Source organism: Pseudomonas sp. EA_65y_Pfl1_P113 (assembly GCF_963970525.1).
Taxonomy (GTDB): Bacteria; Pseudomonadota; Gammaproteobacteria; order Pseudomonadales; family Pseudomonadaceae; genus Aquipseudomonas; species Aquipseudomonas tritici.
Map to the genome: position 1 here is coordinate 46251 of NZ_CAXAQM010000002.1, position 23861 is coordinate 70111.

Genomic DNA, 23861 nt, shown 5'->3' on the forward strand with positions numbered 1-23861 from the left:
CTGAAATCGATTGTAGTCAGCGGCATCCTGTCGGCGTTGTTTGTGCCTGGTAGCCGGCCGGAGCGATTCTTCAAAGCCTTGACCAGTGGTGCTGATGCAGTGATCGTGGATTTTGAAGAAACGGTTGAAGAACCGCTCAAGCGCCAGGCGCGCGATAACCTCGGGGCGTTTTTGACGGCCAACCCTACTGCCCAGGTATGGGTGCGCATCAATGCGCCGGAGCATGCCGAGCATTTCGAGGATGTGACGTTCTGCAAAGCCCATCCGAATGTGGCGGGCGTGCTACTGCCTAAGGTTGAACGTGCAGCACAGGTCGCCGTGGTGACGGCGACCGGCAAACTCATCTGGCCGATTATCGAGAGCGTGCGCGGCCTGTTGGTCGTGGCCGAAATTGCCCATGCGCCGCTGGTGGAGCGCCTGTCGTTTGGTGGTCTGGACCTGGCGCTGATCGTGCATTCCCGCGCTGCCGGCCTTGTCGCACCGCTGAATGGGGTGCATCCGGCCATCGATGACCCAGAGGGGCTGTGCCGTTCGATTCGGCATGCCTATGAAATGGGGTTTGCCGGTGCGCTGTGTATTCACCCCAGGCAGGTAGCGGTGATTCACCAAGCCCTGGCGCCGAGCGCCGAAGACTTGGCCTGGGCAAAACGGGTGGTGGACGCGGGTGCGCATGGGGCAGGGGCCTACCAGATCGATGGGCAGATGGTGGATGCGCCGGTGTTGTTGCGGGCACAACGGCTATTGGGCTGCACAGTAGTAATTGACGATGCGCGCTCGCACATTGGATCTGTGCTGTGTCTCAGATTTGGGGGCTGCCTGGCTGAACGCAGGTATCTAGAATCCGAAATTCACTACACGCCTGGCATCAGGCAACTTGCCTTGCAACACAACAATAAGAAGCTGATTTCCATGCTCAAGCTCTCTAGGGCGCTGCTGTGAAGCCGCCACCCTGTTTGTCGCGGACTTGGCCCAGGCGGCGGACCCGATTGTCATCGAAATTGGGGATTGGCCCGATTCACCTGAGGATCGTGATGGTGGTGAACATGGAAGTTGGCCTGGTGCACCCACCGGCGGGGTTGAACCTGTTTGGGACATCAGCGGTGACTGGATTGACGCTGGGGCAGACCATTCGTGCGGCGTTGCCGTGGCTGATGATTCTGTTGGTGTTCTTGAGCATGGTTACTTATCTGTCATTCATTGCGCTGCCGCATTGGCTGGGGATGTAGAGGCTAACTCACGAAGCCGTCGACGAGGTGCGGGTCGATGGTTTCCCCTTGGAGGTTCTCGAAGCGAATTTCCCGATAACGCGGCGCTGTCAGGTGCCAGGCAATATTTCCGCGCCACTGGTTGTGCAGGGCTTGCGCACAAATCATCATCTGTTGCACCGATTGCTCGTCATAGCCGTAGCTTGCCAGGCATGCAGGCAACCGTTCCTGGGCATCGGTAAACGCGTGGGCCCATTGATCAATGCGTCGTGATACTTCGCGGGCAGCCGCCTCAGGGGAGTAACCCTGGGTGTGCCGCAGATGGGTCAGCAGGTTATAGATGTCATCATCGGGGTCTTCCATGATTCGAAACGACAGTAAATCGTTGACAGCCTTGAAGAGGTTCAGTGCCAGCAAGCACAACTCTTGCCAAGGCTTGCTGTAGTAGAGGGAGGAGGGCAGGTAAATATTCTGTACCCAGTAGATGAATTCTAGACAGAACTGGAAGCCTCCGGCGTCCCGCCAAAGGCTATCGTAGCCTTCGATTCCTGGCTGGGTGTGATGAACTCGATGCATCAACGCTGTCATGCAGGGGGCAATGTAAGAGGCATACCGCTCGCCAGCCCGTTCTTTCCAGAGAGGCGGTGCCAAGCGTGCGGAGCGCCTGATTATATCCTTGAGCCCTGAGGCAAGCAGCCCTGGTTGGGGGGCGTAGCATGTGAACGCACTGCTGTGAACTCCCCGAAGCAATTGTTCCAACGTGTGAGGGTCCTTGCAGTCTTCGTCTGCGAGATCATCTTGGCAACTGAACCACCCCACCACGTCTGACAAAATCAACAACAGGTCCCGCGGCGCGTCTGGCCACATATAACCGGCATATGTGCCAGGGACGTAAATGTCCAATTGGCGGGCTGCGCGCGGTGTGTCTTCCAGGCCGATGCTCTTGAGCCATTGACGCGTGTGATGTTGTGCCTCTTCGGCATAAGGATTTAGCGGGTAATGCGCTTCAGCCAGCCAGCGAGGGAGTTCAAAAGCCCCGCCGACTATCGGCGTCTGAAGGGCCCTCTGAGCTTTAGGGGCCCATCCTTTGATGCCTGCGGCTCCGGCACCTTTCACGATGGTACGCAACCAGGCCGTGAATATTTTTGGCGTGTGTTGCAGCTCATCCTGTAATTGCTCAGGCTCCACCCAGCGCCATGCTTTGGCTTCATCCGGATTGGCAATGGGGTCAGTCGCGCAGCAGCCTACGAACACGTGATCGTATTCATATTCCGTCATGGTTTTCGACACGCGTTCCCGATAAACCAGCGTGGAGTATTGCTCAAGCTCGCAGGTCAGCCCCATTTCTTCATACAAACGGCGCCGCGCTGCGTCTGGCGTCGTCTCGCCCTGGCGTGGGTGCCCGCAACAGGTATTACTCCACAGCCCAGCAGAGTGGTACTTACTGTCCGCTCTTTGTTGCAGTAACAGTCTGGAGTGAGGGTCAAAAATGAATATTGAAAAAGCTCAATGAAGCAGCCCTTCTTCATGCACCTGTTGTTTGCCAGCGAAACCTGTCGGCTGATCATTCACGTCAACCAGAATGAGGACGTCTTTCATAGCCGCTCTCCTGAGCTTTATATGCAGGACGGTAAGGCGGTCCATTTCAAGGGTGTCTGACACGTTCAGGGTGAGAGCATAGATCGAGTGATCAAGGGGTGAACGCTTATTCGTTATACTTATTCGCACTCAGGGCTATATCAAAGAATCAAAGAAAAAGTATTTCTTTTTTTCAGGCATCCGCTACGGTTAAGGCGCTGTCCTCGTAAAGTGGTGTCCATTGCAGTTCCGGTCTTTTACGTCTAGGTAATCCATGTGCCGCACCGCAGGTAAGCGTTAGAGCCTTGCGGGTCGCTCGCAAACTAGAGGCCGCTACGATGATCACTGCCGACGCGCTGACAGAAAGAACTGACTATAAAGTTGCGCACGCTCAATGGCGCGAAGCGTTTGAATACCAAGCGCGCGCGGGTGGCAAGAAAGTGCGCAGCGCGATTGCTGTGGCGCTGTCAGCTGTCTATAAACTTGCGCCCCATCAGACCCATGTTTTGTGCGAAGCCATAGAACTTCTTAACACCTCCACGTTAATACATGACGATGTGCTTGACGGCGATCATATTCGCCGCGGGCTTCCGTCGGTGTGGGCTAAATTCGGCGTTGAAATCGCTCTGAATTCCGGCATGTGTGGGTACCTTGTCGGTCTGCAACTCCTTGCACAGTCTTTCAATGCTGGCGTCCTGCAGGCCGCGCTCACCAGTCTTGAGCACCTGCACGTGGGGCAGCACTTGGATCTACAGTTCAGCAATGGCGATGTCCTGCCGACCTGGGAAGAATATGAATTAATCGCTCAAGCCAATACGGGTTGTCTGTTCGTTTTTCTACTGGACGCGTGTCAATGCCTGACGCCCATCGATGAAGCGACGTATCTGGAACTCTACGTGTTGCTTCTCGAATTGGCTGTTTATTATCGTTATGTCAACGACTACTCGGATGTAAACCACACTGCGCATTACAAAAAAAAGGGCTTTGCTCCCGACCTTGAAGGCGGACCCAAGTCAATTTTAATGATGCTTGCCAATGATCCATTGAGGAAAGGCAAAAAAACCAACGCACAGAAAAAGAAAATAATCAAAGCCTATGGTCGCGCCGGCGTGTTTGATGCCGCCTTGGTGTTAATAGATGCTACTTACGCAACCATTGAACGACGCCTGGAAACCCTCACGCGTCTACATCCTGAACATGACCTGCGTCCTTTAATGGGGGTGTTGAGTGACATTCGATTTGAGCATGGCCCAGTTGATAATTACTATCAGCAGTGTCTGGCCGGCGGTCGTCCGCTGCAGCGGACGACCTGAGGTCACGGGCGTCAATGCTTCACGGATTCAGCGCGCTGAAGATTGCATGCGCTACTTTCACCCGTTCCGCATTTGGATAGTTCTTGTTCGCCAGGATCACCACGCCCACATCCTTGCTCGGCACATACGCCACGTAGGCGCCAAAACCACGGGTCGAACCGGTTTTGTTGTAGAGGGCGTTGGTTGGTTGCACCTGAGCGGGATTCAGCCAGTTCACCTTGTGTGGCTCCATCGCCATCGATGTAGAGTTGCCATCAATCAACGCTTGTAACTTGATCGGGTAGGGGTAGTACTCCCAGCCGAGCCCTTGGGTCATGCCATTTACGGTGTAGTAGCCGGTATGCGTGGTGGCGATTGCCTGTTGCAACGGTTTCCCCAGCGTTTGCGGGTGCATGTTCACCCTCACATAGTGCGCCAAGTCCTGGGTGCTGGTTTTGATGCCATAGGCTTCGCTGTCCAGCGCCCCAGGGCCGACGTGCACGGGTTTTTGGTCCTTGTCGTAACCTTGGGCATAGAGATTGGCTTTGTCGGGCGGCACGCTGACATAGGTGTTCTTCAGGCCCAGTTGGGGCAGTAGGGTTTTCTCCATGGCCACGTTGAACGGCTCGCCGAGGCTTTGTGCGCTCAGGTAGCCGAACAGGCCAATGCTAGGGTTGGAATAAAGACGCTGCGCACCGGGCGCGTACGCAGGTTTCCACTGCTGAAAATAGCCGAGCATGGTGCCCGCGCTGTCGGCAGCGTCCGGAAACTGCAGCGGCAGGCCGCCTGGCGTGTAGGTAGCCAGTTGTAGCAGGCTGATGCGGTCGAAGGCGCTGCCCTTGAGTGCTGCAAGGTGCTGGCTGGCGTTGTCCGACAGCTTGAGCTTGCCACTGGCCTGGGCGTAACCCCCCAGTGTGGCGGTGAAGGTTTTGCTCACCGAACCGATCTCAAACAACGTGTCTTGGGTGACGGGTTGCTGGGTGTCTTTATTGGCGATGCCGTAATTAAAGTATTGCACCTTGCCTTTGTTTACCACAGCGACCGATAGGCCAGCGATGCCGTGTTGCTGCATCAGGGGTTCAACGCTATTGTCCACGACCTTGCGCAAATCGGTGTTGGCCATGCAGGTGCCGGAGGCGAACAAAAAGGCCGAAAATAAGAAGCTTCGTACGTTTAAGTGAGATCTTTCGCACATAGTAATTGGCGTCCATGTAAGTGATAGGCTAACGATCAGTGCCTGCGCAGGCGCCGCAAATTTAGGCGGATTCTTGCCTCTGGGCAAACAATGATATTTCGCACCAGCCATTAGAAAATTTGGGGTCAAACATGCTGCGTTCCCATCTACCCCTCAATGCCCTGCGCGCATTCGAGGCTTCAGCTCGGCATTTGAGCTTTACCCGCGCAGCTATCGAGTTATGCGTGACTCAGGCGGCGGTCAGCCATCAGGTCAAGAGCCTGGAAGCGCAACTTAATGTCACATTATTCAAGCGTCTTCCTCGAGGCCTGATGCTCACCCGTGAAGGCGAAACCTTACTGCCGGTAGTGCGTGAGTCGTTCGACCGCATCGCCCAGACGCTCAGCCAGTTCGAAGGCGGGCACTACCGCGAAGTGCTCACCGTGGGCGCAGTGGGCACCTTTGCGGTGGGCTGGTTGCTGCCACGCTTGGCGGATTTTCACGCGCGTTACCCCTTTATCGACCTGCGGTTATCCACCCACAACAACCGCGTCGACGTGGCCGCCGAAGGCCTCGACTACGCGATCCGCTTCGGCGCGGGAGCCTGGCACGGCACCGATGCCTGCGAACTGCTGGAAGCGCCCCTCACCATGCTTTGCGTGCCGCAACTGGCCGAGCAACTGCACACCCCTGTCGACCTGTTGAAACACACCTTGCTGCGCTCCTACCGCGCCGATGAGTGGAGCCTGTGGTTCCAGGCCGCTGGCCTGCCCGCCGACACCCTGGTGCCGCGCAGTATCGTGTTTGATTCCTCGTTGGCAATGATGGAAGCGGCCTTGCAAGGAATGGGGTTGGCATTGGCGCCGGCAATGATGTTTTCGCGCCAACTGGAGAATGATGTGATTCGCCAGCCGTTCGACGTCGGCATCACCACCGGCAGCTATTGGTTGACGCGTTTGCAGTCGCGGGCCGAGACGTCGGCGATGTTGGCGTTCAAGGGGTGGTTGCAGGAAATGAAGATGCAAGGCTGAACGTGCTTATTTTTGAAATATAATGAAACATTTGCTCAGGGCCTTCGCTCTACAGCAACACCTGTACTGAGTTATTCCATGAAAATACCACGCCCCTGCGCCCGTATGCCCCACCTGATCCAATTGCGAAACCTCAAGATGGCGCGCTCTGCTCACGCCTACGTACGTGGCAGCACGGTGCAATTCTACGAGTGGCTGCACAGCCAGACGGGTCGACGTTTGCCCCACGGCCCGGCGATCTGGATCTGCGGCGACTGCCACGCCGGTAACTTGGGCCCTACGGGAGACACGAAGGGCCGCATCGATATGCATATCCGTGACCTTGACCAGGCGGTGATCGGTAACCCGACTCACGACCTGGTGCGCTTGGCCTTGTCCCTGGCCACTGCTGCGCGCGGCTCGGACCTGCCTGGAGTAACCACTGCGCGCATGCTTGAAGAAATGATGGGCGGCTACGAACAGGCGTTCAAGGACAAACCCGACGCCGCGCCGCCGCGCCCGTCCCAGGTCAAGGCGAGCATGCGCACCGCGGTGGAGCGCACTTGGAAAAACCTCGCGCGTGAGCGTATCGAGAACGCTCGGCCGACCATCCCGCTGGGCAAGCACTTCTGGTCGTTGTCACGGGCCGAGAAGGTTGCGCTGGAAACCCTCTGTGCCTCGGATGAAGTCCACCAGTTGGTCACCTCGCTCAAGGGGCGGCCCAAGGACGCCAGGGTTGAACTGCTGGACTCGGCCTACTGGGTCAAGGGTTGTAGCTCCCTCGGGCTGCTCCGTTATGCCGTACTGCTCGGCGTGGGTGACAAGGGCGATGAGGAATATTGCCTGATTGATATCAAGGAAGCCGTCGGCGCTGCTGCACCCCGCGCGGCACGGGCGAAGATGCCCAGGGATAATGGTCGTCGAGTGGTGGAGGGCGCGCGTCAGCTCTCTCCGAGCCTGGGTGAGCGCATGATGGCAACGCGTTTTCTGGATCACGGATTCTTCATCCGCGAACTGCTGCCCCAGGACATGAAGTTGGAGCTGGACGAATTGAACGAAACCGACGCCATGCACGCCGCCGGTTACCTGGCGCGGGTCGTGGGCATTGCCCATGCTCGGCAGATGGACCGCGATACGCGCGAGGACTGGATGGCGGTGCTTCAGGAAAACCGCTCCAAGCAACTCGATGCGCCGTCCTGGCTGTGGACCAGTGTGGTGCAACTGGTGGGTAGCCATGAGCAGGGGTACCTCAACCATTGCCGCAGATATGCCCTCGAACATTGACCCAACACCGTGTCGGCGCTGATACGCTAGCGCCTACACGGTGTTGGCATCAAGCAAGGTACTTGCGAAACCATCCCAGCGTCCGCTCCCACGCCAGATTCGCCGCCGCCTCGTCATATCGCGGCGTCGAGTCGTTATGAAAACCATGATTGGCGCCTTTGTAGGTATACGCCTCATAGTTCGTGCCTGCAGCCTTCAGCGCCGTCTCATACGCCGGCCAGCCCTCATTGATCCGCGTGTCCAACTCACCGAAATGCAGCATGATCGGCGCCTTGATCCGTGGCACGTCCTTGGCCTCTGGTTGGCGCCCATAAAACGACACGGCCGCGCCCAGTTCCGGATAAGCCACCGCCGCCGCATTGGCCACGCCGCCGCCATAACAGAACCCAGTGATGCCGACTTTGCCGGTGCTGCTGTCGTGGTGCATCAGCCATTCGATGGCGGCGAAAAAATCGTTCATCAGCTTGGTCGGGTCAACCGTCTGTTGCAGCGCCACGCCTTTTTCGTCGTTACCGGGGTAGCCGCCCACCGAAGTCAGGCCATCCGGCGCCAGGGCGATGAAGCCAGCTTTGCCCAGGCGCCGGGCGACGTCTTCGATATAGGGGTTGAGGCCGCGGTTTTCATGCACGACCACCACGGCGGGCAACTTGCTCGTGGCCTTGGCCGGGCGCACCAGGTAGCCGCGCACGGTGCCGTTGCCTTTGGGCGAGGGGTAGGTGATGTAGTCGGCAACGATGTCCGGGTCGGTGAATTTCACCTGTGCGGCCAGTGCGTAGTTGGGGCTGAGGGCAGCGAGCAGGGCCGAGGCGGTAAGGCCACCCAAGGTGAATAGCGCGGCGCGGTCGAGAAATTCGCGGCGGTTGATCTTGCCGTGGGCGTAGCCGTCGTAGAGTTCCAGCAGTTCGGGGGCGAAGTCTTTCGCGGTGAGACGAGTCATCGGTGCGTCCTCGATTAGCGGTGGCAGTCAATGTAGATCAGGATCAGCCCTCACGCCCATGGGCGGCCGCTGCCAATTGGCCGGTATCGACGCGCACGAAAACCGAGTCGCCCATGGCGGTGAGCACGTCGCCGGCGTACACCTCGCAGATCACGCGGGTCTTGCGCCCCACGTCGCCCTCGACCCGTGCGCGCAGGGTGAGGGTGACGCCCATGGGCGTTGGCTTGATGAATTTGATGCCCAGGTTGCCGGTCACGCAGTCAATGCGGGGCAGGTTGCCGGGTTCGCGCCCCTCGGCGCGGTAGTGGTAGGCCATGGCGGTCCAGTTGGAATGGCAGTCCACCAACATGGCGATCAGGCCGCCATAGACCAGGTCGGGCCAGCCGCTGTATTTTGCGTCGGGCCTATGCTCGGCGATCAGGTGGATGCCGTCCGCGTCCCAACGGCTCTTGATATGCAGGCCGTGGGGGTTGCTGCCACCGCAGCCATAGCAGATGCCGTCCGGCGCGGTGAGGTCCTGAAGCGAAGGGGAATGCATGGAGCGTCCTTATTACTCTGGGGCGACTACTCTGTTTAGCAGGACAAACGCCTGATGGGAATAAATCCCTGTTAAAGCGTGTTGGCTCGGTGCCTGTGTCTTTTCCTCTGCGGAGCGTTGCATGAAATGTCGAATGTCCCCGGTCGCCATACTCGTCCTGATCCTTGTGTTCTATTCCAGCGCCCAGGCGGTGGAGTACAACGACGTCAACCGCACCGCCAGCCAGATCAGTTTTACCTATAAACAGTTGGGGCAGCGGGTGTACGGCACCTTCAGCGCGTTCGAAGGCACCTTGACGTTCGATACGCAAAAGCCGGAAGCCGGGCATGCATTGCTCAAGATCCAGCTGGCCAGCATCGACGCCGGCAGCCCGGACGCGAATGACGAGCTGCAACGTGCGTCGTGGTTTGACACCGCGACTTATCCAGTGGGCGTCTACGAATCCACCGGCGTCGCGGTCCTGGGGGATAACCGCTACAAGATCAGCGGCAACCTGACCATCAAGGGCACCACACGCCCGGTGGATGTCGACGTGGTGCTCAAGGAGCAAAGCGGCATCGGCGTGTTCGACGGCGAATTCATCCTCAAACGCGGCGATTTCAAGATTGGCGAGGGCGAGTGGGCCGGCAACAGCGTGGTGTCGAATGACATCAACATCAAGTTCAAGATGGTTGCGCCGCAGCGTTAACGGGCGAACTTCTTTGCGCCGGCCACGCAGCCGATCACCGCGACCGTCACCAGCACCATGCCCAGGCTGACCTGCTCATGCAGCAAGCCCGCCGCCAATGCCAGGCCGAAAAACGGTTGCAGCAACTGCAACTGGCCGACGGCGGCAATGCCACCCTGGGCCAGGCCGCGGTACCAGAACACAAAGCCAATCAACATGCTGAACAACGCCACATAGCCCAGGCTCAGCCAGGCGGGCAGGCTGATGCCGCGCACGCTTGGCGGTGCCAGGAGCAGGCTCAAGGGCAGCACCACCGGCATCGCCACCACCAACGCCCAGCAGATCACCTGCCAGCCGCCCAGGCTGCGCGACAACGTGGCGCCCTCGGCATAACCCAGGCCGCAGACCAGCACCGCCAGCAGCATCAGCAAATCGCCGGCGGGTGCGGCGTTCAAACCCTGGGCAACGGCATAACCCATCACCAGCACGCTGCCCAGGATCGAGAACAACCAGAACACCGGACGCGGGCGCTCGCCACCGCGCAGTACGCCAAACACCGCGGTCGCGAGGGGGAGCAGGCCGATAAACACGATGGAGTGGGCCGAGGTCACGTACTGCAGCGCCAGTGCGGTCAACAAGGGAAAGCCGATCACCACGCCAAGAGCAACAAGAGCGAGGGGCGCCCATTGGGCGCGCGCGGGGCGTTTTGCCTTGAACCACCACAGCAGGCACAACCCCAGGCTGGCGGCGATGGCGGCACGGATCATGGTGAGGAACACCGGGTCGAACTCCATCACGGCCAGCCGTGTGGCGGGTAAGGAGCCGCTGAAAATCACCACGCCAATAAAGCCATTGACCCAGCCTTGGGTACGGGTATCCAGGGTGCTGAAGGGGGATGTAAGTTCCATGAGGAGGCGCCCGAATAATGAGGGGGTTGCGTTCAAGCCATCCTAGGGGTGAGCATTAAGACAATCAAAAAATTGTCATGGATACATCCCTATGCCGCGCGCCCGCTATAAAACGTTGGTCGACACGTTTGCCGAGGGCATCCGTTCGGGGAAAATGCCGCCGGGTACGCGTCTGCCGACACACCGGCAACTGGCTGCCGATCATGGCCTGGCGCTGGTGACCGCAAGCCGGGTTTATACCGAACTGGAGGCCATGGGGCTGGTCAGCGGTGAAACCGGACGCGGCACCTTTGTGCGCGAGATCTCGCTGCCGCCAGGGCAGGGCAGTGGGCAGATGACGGTTGCGGCGGGCATGCTCGACCTCAATTTCAACTATCCCTCACTGCCAGGCCAGGCGGACCTGCTGCGCACGGCGTTGCGCCAGTTGGCGCTGTCCGGCGACCTCGAGGCCCTGTTGCGTTACCAGCCTCACGCGGGGCGTTTGCATGAGCGGGCTGCCGTCGCACGGCATTTACTGAGCCGAGGCCTGACGGTAGAGGCCGGCCAGGTGTTGCTGGTCAGCGGCGCCCAGCATGGCTTGGCGGTGACGATGATGGCGTTGCTCAAGCCGGGCGATGTGATCGCGGTCGATGCGTTGACCTATTCCGGGTTCAAGGTGCTGGCCGAGACCCTGCATTTGGAAGTTGTCGCGATCCCGGTTACGCCCACCGGCACGGACCTGAACGCCTTGCAAAACCTGTGTCGCAAACGCCCGGTGCGCGCCGTGTACAGCATGCCAACCCTGCACAATCCCCTTGGCTGGGTGATGGACAGGGACCAGCGCGAGCAATTGGTCTCCATTGCCCGGCAGCACAATCTGATGATCATTGAGGACGCGGCCTACGCGTTCCTGGTCGAAACCGCACCGCCACCCGTGGCCACCCTGGCGCCGGAACGCACGGTGTATGTGGGCGGGCTCTCAAAAAGTGTCGCGACCGGTTTGCGCGTGGGGTTTGTCGCGGTGCCAAGTGACTGGGTTAAGGCACTCGAGCGCACCATCATGGCCACCACCTGGAACGTGCCCGGTGTTATGAGCGCCATTGCCGTGGCGTGGATCGAAGATGGCACGGTGGCGCAACTGGAAGCGCAAAAGCGCCAGGACGCCCAGGCGCGGCAAGCCCTGGCGGCGCAGGTGTTAAAAGGGCTGGCCTACACCAGCCACCCCTCATCGTATTTCTTGTGGTTACCCCTGCCGGAGGACGCGCGCGCCGACCAGATCGCCATGGCCTTGCAGTGCGACAATATCTCGGTATCCACCGCCGAGCCGTTTGCCGTCACGGCTTATGTGCCCCACGCGCTGCGCCTGGCGCTGGGTTCGGTGGACATGTCGGCGCTGCGCGAGGCATTGCTGACAGTACGCAAGGTGGTGGAGTGGTGAGCCGGCGCACGCGGCTCACCGCTGGTCATCAGTACTTGTAAGCCTGGCGCCCTATCAGCAGCCACTTGCCTTTCTGCTTCTGCCAGACCTGGAAGTTGTCGATATCGGTCGGCACATCAACGCCACTGTTCACGGCCTGCGCGTGGAAGTGGTTGCGCACCAGGGCGGTGTCGCCTTGCAGGGTGACGGTCTGGTTCTGCATTTCCAGGGTCTTGAAGGCGCTGGTGTGGGTTTCCAGGTCGGCGATGAATTGCGCTTTGTTCTGCACCTTGCCGCTGGAGTGGCCGTAGGTGAGTTTGTCGGACGTCAGCGCGTCAAGTTGCTTGAGGTCCAGGTGCAGCATGGCTTGGGTCAGTTGGTCGACCGCTTGGGCCACCTCCTTTTCAGCAGGAGCGGGCGCTGCGGCGACGAAGCCGGTAAACAGGCACAGAAAACCGATCAGTACGTTGACTTTTTGCATGGGTGTTTCCTTATTGTTGTTGGGGTGGCGGACAACACGTTAGCGCTTGTGTCGTCGTACAACATTGCTATATCCACGCTTATTTTGGAAAGTACATTTTCGATTATTTACATATCTTCAGGTTTACCTGTGTTTTGAAATTTCATTGTTCTTGTACGATGTCCCATCACTGGTTAAGAATGGTGTCCCGTCTAACAATAAAATAACGGAGACACACGATGGATCTTCCCCCTTTGCCTGCTCGGACCGACCACAGTCGCCGCGTCTTCCTCAAGCGTTCCTTGGCGGTTTCCGCATCGGTCGCGGTGCTGGGCAACCTGCCTCACCTGGCAGAAGCCGCCGAGCCGTTGAGCCAGCGTTATCCAGACCCACTGATCAAAGTGCTCGATGACAGTTTCCTGGCGTTGCGCCTGTTCAACGCCAGTGTCGAACGGCTGGCTACCGGTTTGCGCTGGGCCGAGGGGCCGGTGTGGGTCGGCGATGGCCGCTACCTGCTGGTCAGCGATATTCCCAACAACCGTATCGTGCGCTGGGACGAAGTGACCGACACCCTGTCGGTGTACCGCGAAAACGCCAATTTCTCCAACGGCATGTGCCGCGATCGCCAGGGCCGCCTGTTGGTGTGCGAAGGTTCGACGACCACCCGCGAGGGCCGGCGAATCACCCGTACCGAACACAACGGCAGCATCACCGTGCTGGCGGACAGCTTTGACGGCAAGCCTTTCAATTCGCCCAATGACATCGTGTGCAAGCGGGATGGGTCGGTGTGGTTCAGTGACCCGCCGTTCCAGACCGGCAACAACTACGAAGGGCACAAGATCACGCCCACCCAACCCCATGGCGTCTATCGCATCGACGGGGAAAGCGGCACGGTCACGCGGGTGATTGACGACCTGAACGGGCCCAATGGCCTGTGTTTTTCACCTGATGAAAAAGTCTTGTACGTGGTGGAAGGTCGGGCCAAACCCAACCGGTTGATCTGGGCCATCGACGTCAGGGACGACGGCACGCTCGGCGCCCGTCGCAAGCACATCGAAGGTTTTGATTACGCAGCGCTGGACGGCATCAAGTGCGACGAGAGCGGCAACCTGTGGTGCGGTTGGGGCGGCAATGGTGACCCCAAGGCTGACCTGGAAAAACTCGATGGCGTGCGCGTGTTCAATCCACAAGGCAAGGCCATCGGGCATATCTCGTTACCCGAACGCTGCCCCAACCTGTGTTTTGGCGGCCGCGAAGGCAACCGCCTGTTCATGGCCGGCAGCCATTCGATCTATGCGCTGTTCGTGAATACGCGAGACGCGGGTTTCGGCGGGTAACTCAAAAAAACCACGCTGAACGCCGGTTGACCGGCGTTCAGCGTGGCCTTTTGACGCTATGCTGTAGGCTCCTGAGGCATCAGAGCGTCAAGCAAATGGACTTCAATTGGCACAGCGATCCCATCACTCGCAGCACCCCCGTGACCTCACGCTATAAAAACACTCAAAACGTACGCCGCTTCATGCTCGAGCACTGCGGTCCGGGGTTCAAGTTCGACCGTCCCTTCATGGCCTGGATTCGCAACGGCCAGCCCAAGACCCTGGGCGACGTGGTGGATGAGTGGCAACGCCGAACCGAGGGTTCACGCCCCTGACACCTGATGAAAAATACCAGGCCGCCCCGCAACGCCTTGGCTATCAGCTGGACGAATTCAAAATCGGCGGCAACTACACGCCGTTGGTTCGCGACGGCAACCACCTGTACATCAGTGGTCAGATCCCCCGCGTCGGCGATGTGATCGTGCTGCCGGGCAAGGTTGGAGCAAGCCTGACCGCGGCGCCAGACTTGTCGCCGCTTATCCTCTGGTCCAAGGGGCATTGCGCGTCAGGCCTTACGGTCGGATCGTCGTCATTTACACTCGCGTCAACGGCGGTGTGCTCGGCGGAATCTGGCGTTTGCTGCCCGTCGCTTCATACGCGTAAGCAAACCGCAGCAGCGCCGAATCATCATAGGCGCGCCCGGCGAATGTCAGCCCTATCGGCATGCCGATATCCGCCATTACGCCCATCGGCACGGTAACGGTCGGCACGCCCAAGTGGCGGATGGCGAGGTTGCCGTTGGCCACCCAGACGCCGTTGCTCCAGGCGATATCGGCCGAGGCTTCGTTCACGTCGGCATCCGCCGGGCCCACGTCGGCCACGGTGGGGAACAGCACCGCGTCGAGGCCGAGCTTGTCCATCCAGGCTTCCAGGTCGATTCTCCGGGTTTGCTCCAATCCGCGCAGGCCATCGGGGACGGTGCTGATCTGGTCCCACGGGGTGATGCCGCGCTCGGCCATGCGCACGTATTCGTCCATGCCGGCGGCCAAGTCGTCCTCACGGTTGGGCAGGGTGCCCGGGTCGTGGGGGAAGATCTTTGGCCCGTCCACATCCGCCAGGCGGTTGAGCGCCGGGTCGTTGTTGGCGCGCAGGAAGTCGTCAAACGCCCAGGCTGACAGTTCCCACAGTTCATCGTGGAGGAATTCCTTGGACACCAGCCCCCGGGTGAACACGGTAGGTGCGCCAGGGCGGTCGCCTTCGCAGTTGGACACCAGCGGGAAATCCACATCAATCACTTCCGCGCCGGCCGCTGTCAGCACCTGGCGTGCGTCTTGCCACAGGTCGATCACGCTGGCGCGGGTGTTGATTTTCTGCCCGGTCGGGCCACCGATTCCGGGTTTTTCGCTGGTGCCTGCGTCGGGGTCGGCGTTGATGTACATGCGCGGCACGCCAAAGCGTTTGCCCGCCAGGGACTCGGCAGGCGCCGCCAATTCAGCGTAGGAAGCAGGGCGCACCGAGGTGACGCTCGGGATCGGCACCCACGGCTGCAGGCGCCACAGGTCGCCACGGGTGTCCGGGTCTTCGGCGACCACCACGTCGAGCACTTCCAGCAGGTCGGCCATGGTGCGGGCGTAGGGCACCACCACGTCCATGGTCGGCGTGAGCGGCCAGTTGCCGCGCACCGAAATCACCCCGCGGGATGGGGTGTAGGCGCACAGGCCATTGTTGGACGCCGGGCCGCGCCCGCTCGACCAGGTTTCTTCTGCCAGGCCAAAGGCCGCAAAACTCGCCGCCGTCGCGGTGCCAGCGCCGTTGGACGAGCCGGAGGCGAACGGCGCGGTCAGGTAATCGGCGTTATACGGGCTTTCTGCGCGGCCATACACGCCACGTTGCATCCCGCCATTGGCCATCGGCGGCATATTGGTCTTGCCCAGGCAGATGGCACCGCCGGCGCGCAGGCGCTCGATGGTGAACGCATCACGCTGCGCGACCAGCTTGGCAAATGCCGGGCTGCCGGATGCCGCAGTCAGGCCCTTGACCAGGTAGCTGTCTTTGGCCGTGTAAGGAATGCCGTCCAAGGGCCCCAAGGTTTCGCCTTTGGCCCGGCGTGCATCGCACGCTTCGGCTTCTTTCAGCGCTTGGGGGTTGCGCACCACCACGGCGTTCAAGGCGGTGGCGGTCTGCGGACCGTCATAGGCATCGATTCGCGCCAGGTACGCCTGGACCAGTTCAACGGCCGTGGTCTGGCCGGACTCAAGCGCCGCGCGCAATTGGGCAATGGAGACTTCGGTAACTTGCATCACGTGTTTTTCGCCGCCTTCAAGTGGGGGTATGGCGGCAGTCTACGTACAGATATTTCACAAGACCAGCGCCGCATAATCCGCATAGGCGCCGCGCATCACCTGCCACGTGGCGTCGTCAGCGGGAATCAGGTGTTCGATACGCAGGGAGGTGAGGGTGATGTCCTGGGGCATGCCGAAGGTAGTGAAGGTGGACAAAAAGCTCAGCTCGCCCTGGGTTGAGCGCAGGCGGGTCAGCACCAGCGGTGGCAGGTGCGCGGGCAGTTCAGCGTTCGTCGGGGTTGGCAGGCTCGCCAGCAGCGCGGCCAGGTCCGGGTTGCCCAGCGCCTCGCGAGTGGCACGCTGCCAGGCCAGGGTGCGGATCTCATCGGCATTGAGCAGATGATCGCCGAGGCCGCCGGCTTGGAGGAGCGTGGTCAGCAGGTTCAAACCTTCAGCCGCCTCGGACGGGATACCCACCAATGCAAACAGCACGCCGGTACTGGCATTCGCCGCGAGCACTTGCCACTGGCTGTCCAACAGGATCGCAGGCGCTGGGTTGTTGGCGTGCAATACATGGCTGACCGCTTCGCGAATCGCGGCCATGGCGGGCGAGGCGAGCGGTGTGGCGGTGTAGCGCGGAGCGAATCCGGCCGCGAGGAAGACTCGGTTGCACTGGTCCAACGGTGCCTCCAGCGCCGTCAGCAGGTTATGCAAGGTGGCTGGGCTCGGCTTGGCTCGGCCTGTTTCGAGGCAACTGAGGTGGCGCTGGGAAATACCGGTGATGAGCGCCAGGTCGAGTTGGCTCAGCTTGGCCTGTCGGCGCAATTGGCGCAGTTGTTCGCCCGCAGTAGAAGGGGTGTCCATGGCGTGGTCATGACCTCCGAGGTCATTGCGAAGGGCTGAACCTTATCACTAACTTAAGCCTTCATCATTCCAAGGAAGCGACCATGAGACGACCCTATATTGCCCTGGCGGGCTTGCTGGGATTTTCGCTGTACACCCTGGCGACGATGCTGACGGCGGAGCAGTCGCTGCTGGCATTTGGGCTGCAACTGATGTCGCGGCCGGACACGGCGCAGGTGGTGATAGACCTGTACTTGATGGCGGTGCTGGCGTGCGCATGGATGTACCGGGATGCGCGCCGGCGAGGGCGGTCGGTAGCTTCGGTGGTGCCGTACTGGGTGCTGACGGCGGTGCTTGTGTCGGTGGGGCCGTTGCTCTATCTCGTGATGAATGGGTACCGAGATGAATGAGCTCTCTTAAGGCAAACCTTTACCTCCACACGAAGCGGGTTGAATGTGGGAGCTGTCGAGCTTTAGCGAGGCTGCGATGCAGGCGCCGCGGTTCATCAGGTACACCGAGGTGATCCCTTCGCAGCCTCGCTAAAGCTCGACAGCTCCCACATTTGATCTACGGTTACATCAAGGCGCAAGCAACGGCACCGTTACCCGAAACTCCGTACCCCACTGCGATGTTGACGTGACCTCGATCGAACCCTCATGGGCCGCCACGATCTCAGACGCGATGAAAAGCCCCAGTCCAAGGCCTACCGCAGGGCCATGTTCAATCACCGAGCGCTGCGAAAAACGTCCCATGGGATTGAAAATGAACGGCAGCACATCCTCCGGAATCGGCTCGCCTTGATTGTGAACGGTGAACAGCAGGCGGCCATCTGAAACCGCGAGTCGTATCGTGATCGGCAGGCAAGCATCGCCGTGCTGCACGGCGTTACTGATGATATTGGAGAACACCTGCTGCATGCGCGCGCCGTCGAACGCACCAAGTGCGGGCGCTGTTGTTTCATATTCGAGTTGCGCGTGTGGGTGAAACGAGCGCATTTCTTCGACGATGCGTTCGCAAAAGGGGGCCAGGTCAATGTCCATGCGTTTCACGGGGATGCCGGGGCCCATCTGGCAACGGGTCAAATCCAGCAGGTCGCTGACAATTTGGCTCGCCCGTTGAACACTGGTGTAAATCTGCCCGGCGACTTTGTTGCCGCGCTCCCCGACCTCTTCCGCACGCCGGAGCATGTCGGCGCCTAGCAGAATGGCGCCCAAGGGCGTGCGCAAGTCATGGCCGAGGATACCCAGGAACACATTGCGTGAGGCTTCCACCGCCCGCGAGTAACTGGCAATGGACTCCGTGAGGGCTTGATCGATGGCTTCATGAAAGCGGTTCATGTCATCGATATCCCGTGGCGTACCGTGTTTGGCCTGCCGGAGCCACTGGCTGAGCACGCTGGTGCGCAGCGCGCGGTATTCAGACACCATCTGATCAAACGAAAAACCCGCCATCAAGCGCGTCATGGCATGGGGTTCGGCCGGGCTTTCGTGTTCATCCTGCGGTGCGAGGCCCTGGGCCTTGTCGATTTGCTCCTGCGCGGTCTGTGCGCTGCGCAGATCCTGCGCAATGGCCCGCAGCATCTGTTCGGCATGATCACGCAGGTCTATACGGTTGAGATCGGCCCCGGGGGTCTGAATGGTCCGGGCAAAGTCCTCCCAGGCCTGAAGGATCGGCTCGAGGTTCTCAATAATGAAATCTGCCAGGCGCATACGGGTGTTCCTTGGTGGGGCGGCAAGCGTGAACGCACAGGAAGCCGCCAAACAAGGATTTAAACATGGATTGGTCTGCTCAGCATGCGCAGGCGTTCGTGCCTGCGCATGCCGTAGACGTCAAACGCCTTTGGTTGACGGCAACACTATCGTCAGGATGCCGACCAACGGGAGGAACGAGCAGATTTTGTAGACGTATTCGATACCGTGGCTATCGGCCAGCAACCCCAGCAACGCTGCACCAATCCCGCTGAAGCCGAACATCAGGCCGAAGAATATCCCGGCGATCATGCCCACATTGCCCGGCACCAGTTCCTGGGCAAACACCACGATGGCCGAGAACGCCGAGGCGAGCACAAAACCGATCACCACGCTCAGTACCGCCGTCCAGTACAGGTCAACGTAGGGCAGCGCCAGGGTGAATGGCGCGGCGCCGAGGATGGAGAACCAGATGACCTTCTTGCGGCCGATCTTGTCGCCAATCGGGCCGCCCGCGAAGGTGCCGACGGCAACCGCACCGAGGAACAGGAACAAGTACATCTGCGAGCTGGCGACGGACAGCTGGAATTTTTCAATCAGGTAAAAGGTGAAGTAGCTGGTCAGGCTGGTCATGTAGAAGTACTTGGAAAACACCAGCGCAGCCAGCACCACCAAGGCAAAGGTCACACGGCCTTTGGACAAGCCATGGGTGGCTTGGCCGCCTTGCTTGAGCTTGAACAGGTTGAGGTGGTTACGGTACCAGCGGCTCAAACCGTAGAGCACCAGGATCGCGAACACCGCGAACAGCCCAAACCAGGCGATATGGCCCTGGCCGTAGGGAATGATGATTGCCGCCGCGAGCAATGGACCCAGGGCGCTGCCGGTGTTGCCGCCGACCTGGAACGTCGACTGCGCCAGGCCGTAGCGCCCGCCAGAGGCCAGGCGTGCGACGCGCGAGGTTTCCGGGTGGAAGGTCGACGAGCCGACACCGACCAAGCCGGCGGCGATCAGGATGGCCGGGAAGCTGCCGACAAACGCCAGCATCAGGATGCCCATCAGGGTGCACACCATGCCCGCTGGCAGGAGCCACGGTTTAGGGTGCCGGTCGGTGTGGTAGCCGATCCACGGCTGCAGCAACGAGGCGGTCAGCTGGAAGGTCAGGGTGATCAGGCCCACCTGGGTAAACGACAGGCCGTAGTTGGCCTTGAGCATCGGGTAGATCGACGGCAGCACGGCCTGGATCAGGTCATTGATTAAATGCGCCAGGGCGCAGGCGCCAAGGACGCGCATGACCAACGGGCTGGCCTGGGGCGCAGTGGTTGCAGCGGCGGGTGACGCAGTGAGGGTCGACATGCAGGCATTCCATTCAAGGCGGCGAACACAGGTGGCAACTTCTTAAGGTCGCCATCCAATACAAAATGATTCGGGAGCTATGCTAGATTCGCCGCAAATGCCTGTCTCGCGAAATTCGGGAGGCAACTATCGCAAAAAGGGCGAAATGATCAAGTCACTGGATGTTTTTCTACAGGAGATCGACGAGGGCGATTGGGCTGTCATCAGTTCGGCCACCGATTATCCGGAGAACTGGGTGATCCCCGACCACAGCCATGAGAAGCATCAACTGCTATACGCCACCGAAGGCGTGATGGTGGTGCACTCGGCGCAGAACCAGTGGACGGTGCCGCCCAATCGCGGCTTCTGGATGCCCAGTGGGCACGTCCACTCCTTGCGTTGTGTAGGCCCGTTGAAGATGCGCAGCGTCTTTGTCCGTCCCGACAGCTTTCCCAACTTGCCCACCGATACCAAGGCCGTGAGTATTTCGCCCCTGCTGAGTGAGCTGATCAAGGCGTCGGTGAGCTTGAAACCACCGTATGCCGAGGACTCCCGGGATGCGCGCATCATGCACCTGATTCTGGACGAGCTGGCGTTGTTACCGGCGTTGCCGCTGTTGCTGCCGCTGCCTGCCGACCCGCGCGTACACCGGATCTGCCTGGCGTTGCAGGATGAACCGGGCGACGCCTCGACGGTCGCGGACTGGAGCGAGCGCTTGAACCTTGACCAGAAAACCATCCAGCGATTGTTCCGCAAGGAAACCGGCATGACGTTCGGCCAGTGGCGCCAACAAGCAAGGCTGCTGCTGGCGCTGGAGCGCATTGCGGTGGGCGAAAAGGTGATCGATATCGCCTTGGAGCTGGGGTATGAAAGCCCGAGCGCGTTCACCAGCATGTTCAAGAAGCAGTTCGGCAAGACGCCCAGCCATTTTTTCAGGTAGCGCCCGGCGTTATCCCCGCACGATGCCGGCTTGCACGCCTAACAGGCGAGTGAAGGTTTCGATATCCAGCGGGTGACTGAGGAAATAGCCTTGGCCCTCTTCACAGGCCACGGCCTTGAGCAATGCCAGGTGTTCAGCCGTTTCCACGCCTTCGGCCGTTACGGTCAGCGCCAGGGCCCGGCCCAGGCCGACGATGGCCTGGATAATCGCCTTGTCATCATCACTTTCTTCCAGCCGGGTCAGGAAGCTGCGGTCTATCTTCAAACCGTCGAACGGGAACGTGCGCAGGTAGCTCAGGGATGAGTAGCCGGTGCCGAAGTCATCCATGGCGATGCGTATGCCCAATTGCTTGAGCGTGCGCATGACCTCCAGCGCCCCGGTGGCATCTTCGAGCATGACGCTTTCGGTGATTTCCAGTTCCACGCGCGCGGGTTCGATACCTGAGGTCTTCAGGGCCTGCCGTACGCGCTTTACCAGGTTGCCACGCCTGAATTCCATGGGTGACAGGTTCACCGACACAAAAAGATGCTCGGGCCACTGGGCGGCGCATTTACAAGCGGTTTCAAGTACCCAGTCGCTCAGGGCCAGGATCAGCCCGGACTCTTCGGCGATCGGAATAAAGGTGTCCGGCGTGATCAGGCCGCGCAACGGGTGTTGCCAGCGCACCAGGGCTTCCGCGCCGACCATCTGGCCGTCGGCGATGCGATAGCGCGGTTGGAAGTGCAGGCGCAGCTCGGCATGTTTGATTGCAAAGCGCAGGTCGCTTTCCAGGCGTCGGCGTTCAATGATCCGCGCGTTCATATCGCCGGAGTAGAACCGCCAGGTATTACGGCCCGCAGCCTTTGCCTCGTACAGTGCAATATCGGCGTAACGCAGCAGCTCCGTGGCTTCGCGGGCATCGTTGGGGGCGAGGGCGATGCCAATACTGGCGCTGACGAACACCTCTTGCTCGTCGATTCTGATCGTGCGCTCGATCGATTCGATCAAGCGCTTGCACAGCGTTTCGACTTCGTCTTGAGCCCCTGCATCGGTCAGGATCAGTACAAATTCATCACCGCCGACACGGGCGACCAGATCACCATGGCGCACGCAGGCGGCCAGACGGGCGGACACTTCGTTGAGCACCCGGTCGCCGGCAGCGTGCCCGAGCAGGTCGTTGACCGGTTTGAACCGATCAAGGTCCAGGCTGAGCATTACCAACGGCTGCGTTGAGGTGGACAACTCAGCTGCCGACAGCGCCGTACTCGACAGCGCCTTGAACTTGCCCTCCAGGAACGCTTGCAGCCGCGTGCGATTGGGCAGCCCGGTGAGGGCGTCATGCTGGGACAAGAACTCGATGCGTCGACGGGACTCGACTTCTTCCGTCACGTCGGTGGCCGTCCCGCGAAAGCCGCCACACGGCATCTGCCGCGCTGACAGCCGTGTACTGCGTTCCAGCCCCAGTGCATCGACGTAGCGGCACTGCACACTGATATCCGGGCGGCGTCCGGGGGTGCTGAGCCATTGCGAGAGCAGACCGGTCTCGGTCTCGAGCAAGTCGTTCATCGTCGCACCGATCCACGCATGCCGCGCCAACCCGGTGACGCCTTCGAAGCGCTCCGACAGGTAGGTAAAGCGCCAACTGGCGTCGATTTCCCACACCCAATCGGAACTCGCCTCTACCACATCGCGAAAGCGTGCTTCGCTGGTCGCCAGGGCATTCTGGCTGTTCTGCAGCGACGAATGGCTAGCGTCCAGGGCGAGCGCGGCCGCCGTGGTGCGGCGTGAAATGACCCAGCTCATCACGCATACCAATAACGCTGCCAGGCCAAGCAGGGGCAGGCCTACGCCCATCAAGCGCAAACCGGGTCGGGCCGGCTCCCAATGCAGGCTGCCGGCAGCACCGTTGTCGCCGAGGGGGAGCAGCAACGTCTGGCCGATTTCATCAGGGGTGGCGATGTGCAGCTTGGCCACGCCGAATTCATTGCCGATCACGGCCAGCTTGGCACTGTTGAGGATGTCGACGAAGATCAGGACCGAAGCGGGCCGGCCATCCGGCTTCACCGTGGGGTCTGTGCCGGGGGTGATGGCGGCTGCGGCCACCAGCGCGGGGCTGCCCTTGACGTTGATGAAGGCTGTGACGGGTGTTTCGTTGTCAGCGCCTGCACGTGCCTGCTCCACAATCCCGGCAAAGGGCTGGTCGAGCGATTGCGTGAGTTCGACATCTTGCAGCTTGCCATCGACGACCGCATAGACCGTGCGGTTGGCATCGTTGACCACAAACAGGCCTTGAAAACCGAAATCATCGAACAGCGTGGCGCCGATATTGCCCCGGACATACGCCCAATCAGTGTCCACTTTAACGTGCAGGTGCTTGTAGGCATCGCTCCAGAACGCGTAGTCCTTGACCGTCACCCGCAGGGATTTTTCTAGGGATTGCAGGGCTTTACGGGTATAGAAGGCACTTTCCGCCTGTTCGGTGCGGTCCATCTCATAGGCGAGGTAAACCAGCGAATAAGCCGCCGCCGCAAAGACGACGGCCAGCAACGCCATGAACTTGAACAATGAGGTACGTGCCAGCGAAAGGCTGGTGCGATCGGAAAGCGAGCGGACAATAGGGGCGAGAGTATTCGGCATTGTTTCCCGCAGGGCGTCGCTGCAAGTCAGGAGTTATCCCTTGTTATCGGCGAGCCCGGCGAAATATTTAGACCGCCATAGGTGATTACCGCTGGCGCGTGCTGCCAGCCAAGCCAGTAAGGCCGCGGCGCCCAGCAGTGCCGCGCTCAACTCGAATGTCGCCTGATACCCGCTCAGGTCAAACACCAGTCCGCCCACGATAGCGCCCGAGGCGATCGCCAGTTGGATGATCGCCACCATCAAGCCGCCCCCGGCTTCGGCATCGTCGGGCAGGGTTCTCGACCGTGCAAACAGGCTCAGAGTTTCCGGCAGGGTGGGGGCTCAGACAGCATCGCGCGAATCCAACCCTGGGTGACACTCCGATGGAGGGATTGGCATCTATCTATTTTTTGAGG

At 60.3% G+C, this 23861-nt stretch carries 20 protein-coding genes and 3 pseudogenes; 11 read left to right on the top strand and 12 right to left on the bottom strand.

Features of this window, described 5'->3' with window-relative positions; translation table 11 throughout:
- Window positions 1-9: 9 nt before the first annotated feature.
- Window positions 10-744: pseudogene (locus AACY52_RS02240) on the top strand (CoA ester lyase); the annotation flags it as partial.
- Between the two features lie 242 nt (window positions 745-986).
- Window positions 987-1226 (top strand): annotated as a pseudogene (locus AACY52_RS02245) (TRAP transporter large permease subunit); the annotation flags it as partial.
- Between the two features lie 3 nt (window positions 1227-1229).
- Here the strand turns inward: AACY52_RS02245 and AACY52_RS02250 are convergent.
- A complete protein-coding gene (locus tag AACY52_RS02250; protein WP_339560259.1) occupies window positions 1230-2702 on the bottom strand; it encodes an NUDIX domain-containing protein in 1473 nt (490 codons plus the stop codon).
- A gap of 419 nt (window positions 2703-3121) precedes the next feature.
- Here AACY52_RS02250 and AACY52_RS02255 point away from each other — a divergent pair, with 419 nt between their 5' ends.
- Window positions 3122-4096, top strand: a complete 975-nt coding sequence (locus tag AACY52_RS02255; RefSeq protein ID WP_339560208.1) for a polyprenyl synthetase family protein — start codon at window positions 3122-3124, stop codon at window positions 4094-4096.
- A 19-nt stretch (window positions 4097-4115) separates the two neighbouring features.
- Here AACY52_RS02255 and ampC read toward each other — a convergent pair whose 3' ends face one another.
- The gene (gene ampC / locus AACY52_RS02260; protein WP_339427577.1) at window positions 4116-5270 is read right to left on the bottom strand and encodes a class C beta-lactamase; all 1155 of its coding nucleotides are present in this window, start codon (window positions 5268-5270) and stop codon (window positions 4116-4118) included.
- Window positions 5271-5401: 131 nt separating this feature from the next.
- Here ampC and AACY52_RS02265 point away from each other — a divergent pair, with 131 nt between their 5' ends.
- On the top strand, window positions 5402-6280 hold the full coding sequence (locus AACY52_RS02265) for a LysR family transcriptional regulator (protein ID WP_339494870.1): 879 nt from the start codon (window positions 5402-5404) through the stop codon (window positions 6278-6280).
- Between the two features lie 78 nt (window positions 6281-6358).
- The gene (locus AACY52_RS02270) at window positions 6359-7543 is read left to right on the top strand and encodes a DUF2252 domain-containing protein (protein ID WP_339560209.1); all 1185 of its coding nucleotides are present in this window, start codon (window positions 6359-6361) and stop codon (window positions 7541-7543) included.
- 49 nt (window positions 7544-7592) lie between these two features.
- Here AACY52_RS02270 and yghX read toward each other — a convergent pair whose 3' ends face one another.
- Window positions 7593-8480 (bottom strand): YghX family hydrolase, encoded by an 888-nt coding sequence (gene yghX / locus AACY52_RS02275; RefSeq protein WP_339560210.1) that lies wholly within the window; start codon window positions 8478-8480, stop codon window positions 7593-7595.
- Window positions 8481-8523: 43 nt separating this feature from the next.
- The gene (locus tag AACY52_RS02280; RefSeq protein ID WP_339456839.1) at window positions 8524-9018 is read right to left on the bottom strand and encodes a PaaI family thioesterase; all 495 of its coding nucleotides are present in this window, start codon (window positions 9016-9018) and stop codon (window positions 8524-8526) included.
- Window positions 9019-9151: 133 nt separating this feature from the next.
- Between AACY52_RS02280 and AACY52_RS02285 the strand changes: the two genes are divergently transcribed.
- Window positions 9152-9706: a YceI family protein gene (locus AACY52_RS02285; protein ID WP_339560260.1), complete on the top strand. Its 555-nt coding sequence runs from the start codon at window positions 9152-9154 to the stop codon at window positions 9704-9706.
- Here AACY52_RS02285 and AACY52_RS02290 read toward each other — a convergent pair.
- Window positions 9703-10593: a DMT family transporter gene (locus tag AACY52_RS02290; RefSeq protein WP_339427576.1), complete on the bottom strand. Its 891-nt coding sequence runs from the start codon at window positions 10591-10593 to the stop codon at window positions 9703-9705. The genes AACY52_RS02285 and AACY52_RS02290 overlap by 4 nt on opposite strands.
- A gap of 91 nt (window positions 10594-10684) precedes the next feature.
- Here AACY52_RS02290 and AACY52_RS02295 point away from each other — a divergent pair, with 91 nt between their 5' ends.
- Window positions 10685-12010 (top strand): PLP-dependent aminotransferase family protein, encoded by a 1326-nt coding sequence (locus AACY52_RS02295; protein WP_339560211.1) that lies wholly within the window; start codon window positions 10685-10687, stop codon window positions 12008-12010.
- Between the two features lie 28 nt (window positions 12011-12038).
- Here the strand turns inward: AACY52_RS02295 and AACY52_RS02300 are convergent, their stop codons facing one another.
- Window positions 12039-12470, bottom strand: a complete 432-nt coding sequence (locus AACY52_RS02300) for a nuclear transport factor 2 family protein (RefSeq protein ID WP_339415967.1) — start codon at window positions 12468-12470, stop codon at window positions 12039-12041.
- 218 nt (window positions 12471-12688) lie between these two features.
- Here AACY52_RS02300 and AACY52_RS02305 point away from each other — a divergent pair, with 218 nt between their 5' ends.
- Both AACY52_RS02305 and AACY52_RS02310 read left to right on the top strand, forming a co-directional pair.
- A complete protein-coding gene (locus AACY52_RS02305) occupies window positions 12689-13786 on the top strand; it encodes an SMP-30/gluconolactonase/LRE family protein (RefSeq protein WP_339415969.1) in 1098 nt (365 codons plus the stop codon).
- Between the two features lie 95 nt (window positions 13787-13881).
- The gene (locus AACY52_RS02310; protein WP_339415970.1) at window positions 13882-14100 is read left to right on the top strand and encodes a DUF6434 domain-containing protein; all 219 of its coding nucleotides are present in this window, start codon (window positions 13882-13884) and stop codon (window positions 14098-14100) included.
- 258 nt (window positions 14101-14358) lie between these two features.
- Here the strand turns inward: AACY52_RS02310 and AACY52_RS02315 are convergent, their stop codons facing one another.
- Window positions 14359-16068, bottom strand: a complete 1710-nt coding sequence (locus AACY52_RS02315) for an amidase (protein ID WP_339415972.1) — start codon at window positions 16066-16068, stop codon at window positions 14359-14361.
- 54 nt (window positions 16069-16122) lie between these two features.
- Window positions 16123-16911 (bottom strand): helix-turn-helix domain-containing protein, encoded by a 789-nt coding sequence (locus tag AACY52_RS02320; RefSeq protein WP_339415974.1) that lies wholly within the window; start codon window positions 16909-16911, stop codon window positions 16123-16125.
- Between the two features lie 83 nt (window positions 16912-16994).
- On the opposite strand from AACY52_RS02320, the gene AACY52_RS02325 reads away from it, so the two are divergent.
- A complete protein-coding gene (locus AACY52_RS02325) occupies window positions 16995-17300 on the top strand; it encodes a DUF2834 domain-containing protein (protein ID WP_339415976.1) in 306 nt (101 codons plus the stop codon).
- Window positions 17301-17468: 168 nt separating this feature from the next.
- Here the strand turns inward: AACY52_RS02325 and AACY52_RS02330 are convergent, their stop codons facing one another.
- Together AACY52_RS02330 and AACY52_RS02335 are read right to left on the bottom strand one after the other, a co-directional pair.
- Complete coding sequence (locus tag AACY52_RS02330) at window positions 17469-18599, bottom strand: sensor histidine kinase (RefSeq protein ID WP_339560212.1); 1131 nt, start codon at window positions 18597-18599, stop codon at window positions 17469-17471.
- A gap of 120 nt (window positions 18600-18719) precedes the next feature.
- Entirely contained in the window at window positions 18720-19931 is a 1212-nt protein-coding gene (locus AACY52_RS02335; protein ID WP_339427572.1) for an MFS transporter, read from the bottom strand.
- 97 nt (window positions 19932-20028) lie between these two features.
- Here AACY52_RS02335 and AACY52_RS02340 point away from each other — a divergent pair, with 97 nt between their 5' ends.
- Entirely contained in the window at window positions 20029-20850 is an 822-nt protein-coding gene (locus AACY52_RS02340; protein ID WP_339415979.1) for a helix-turn-helix transcriptional regulator, read from the top strand.
- Window positions 20851-20859: 9 nt separating this feature from the next.
- On the opposite strand, the gene AACY52_RS02345 is transcribed toward AACY52_RS02340, so the two are convergent.
- Together AACY52_RS02345 and AACY52_RS02350 are read right to left on the bottom strand one after the other, a co-directional pair.
- Window positions 20860-23466 (bottom strand): EAL domain-containing protein, encoded by a 2607-nt coding sequence (locus AACY52_RS02345; protein WP_339560213.1) that lies wholly within the window; start codon window positions 23464-23466, stop codon window positions 20860-20862.
- A 33-nt stretch (window positions 23467-23499) separates the two neighbouring features.
- Window positions 23500-23748, bottom strand: a pseudogene (locus tag AACY52_RS02350) (MFS transporter); the annotation flags it as partial.
- Window positions 23749-23861: the final 113 nt, after the last annotated feature.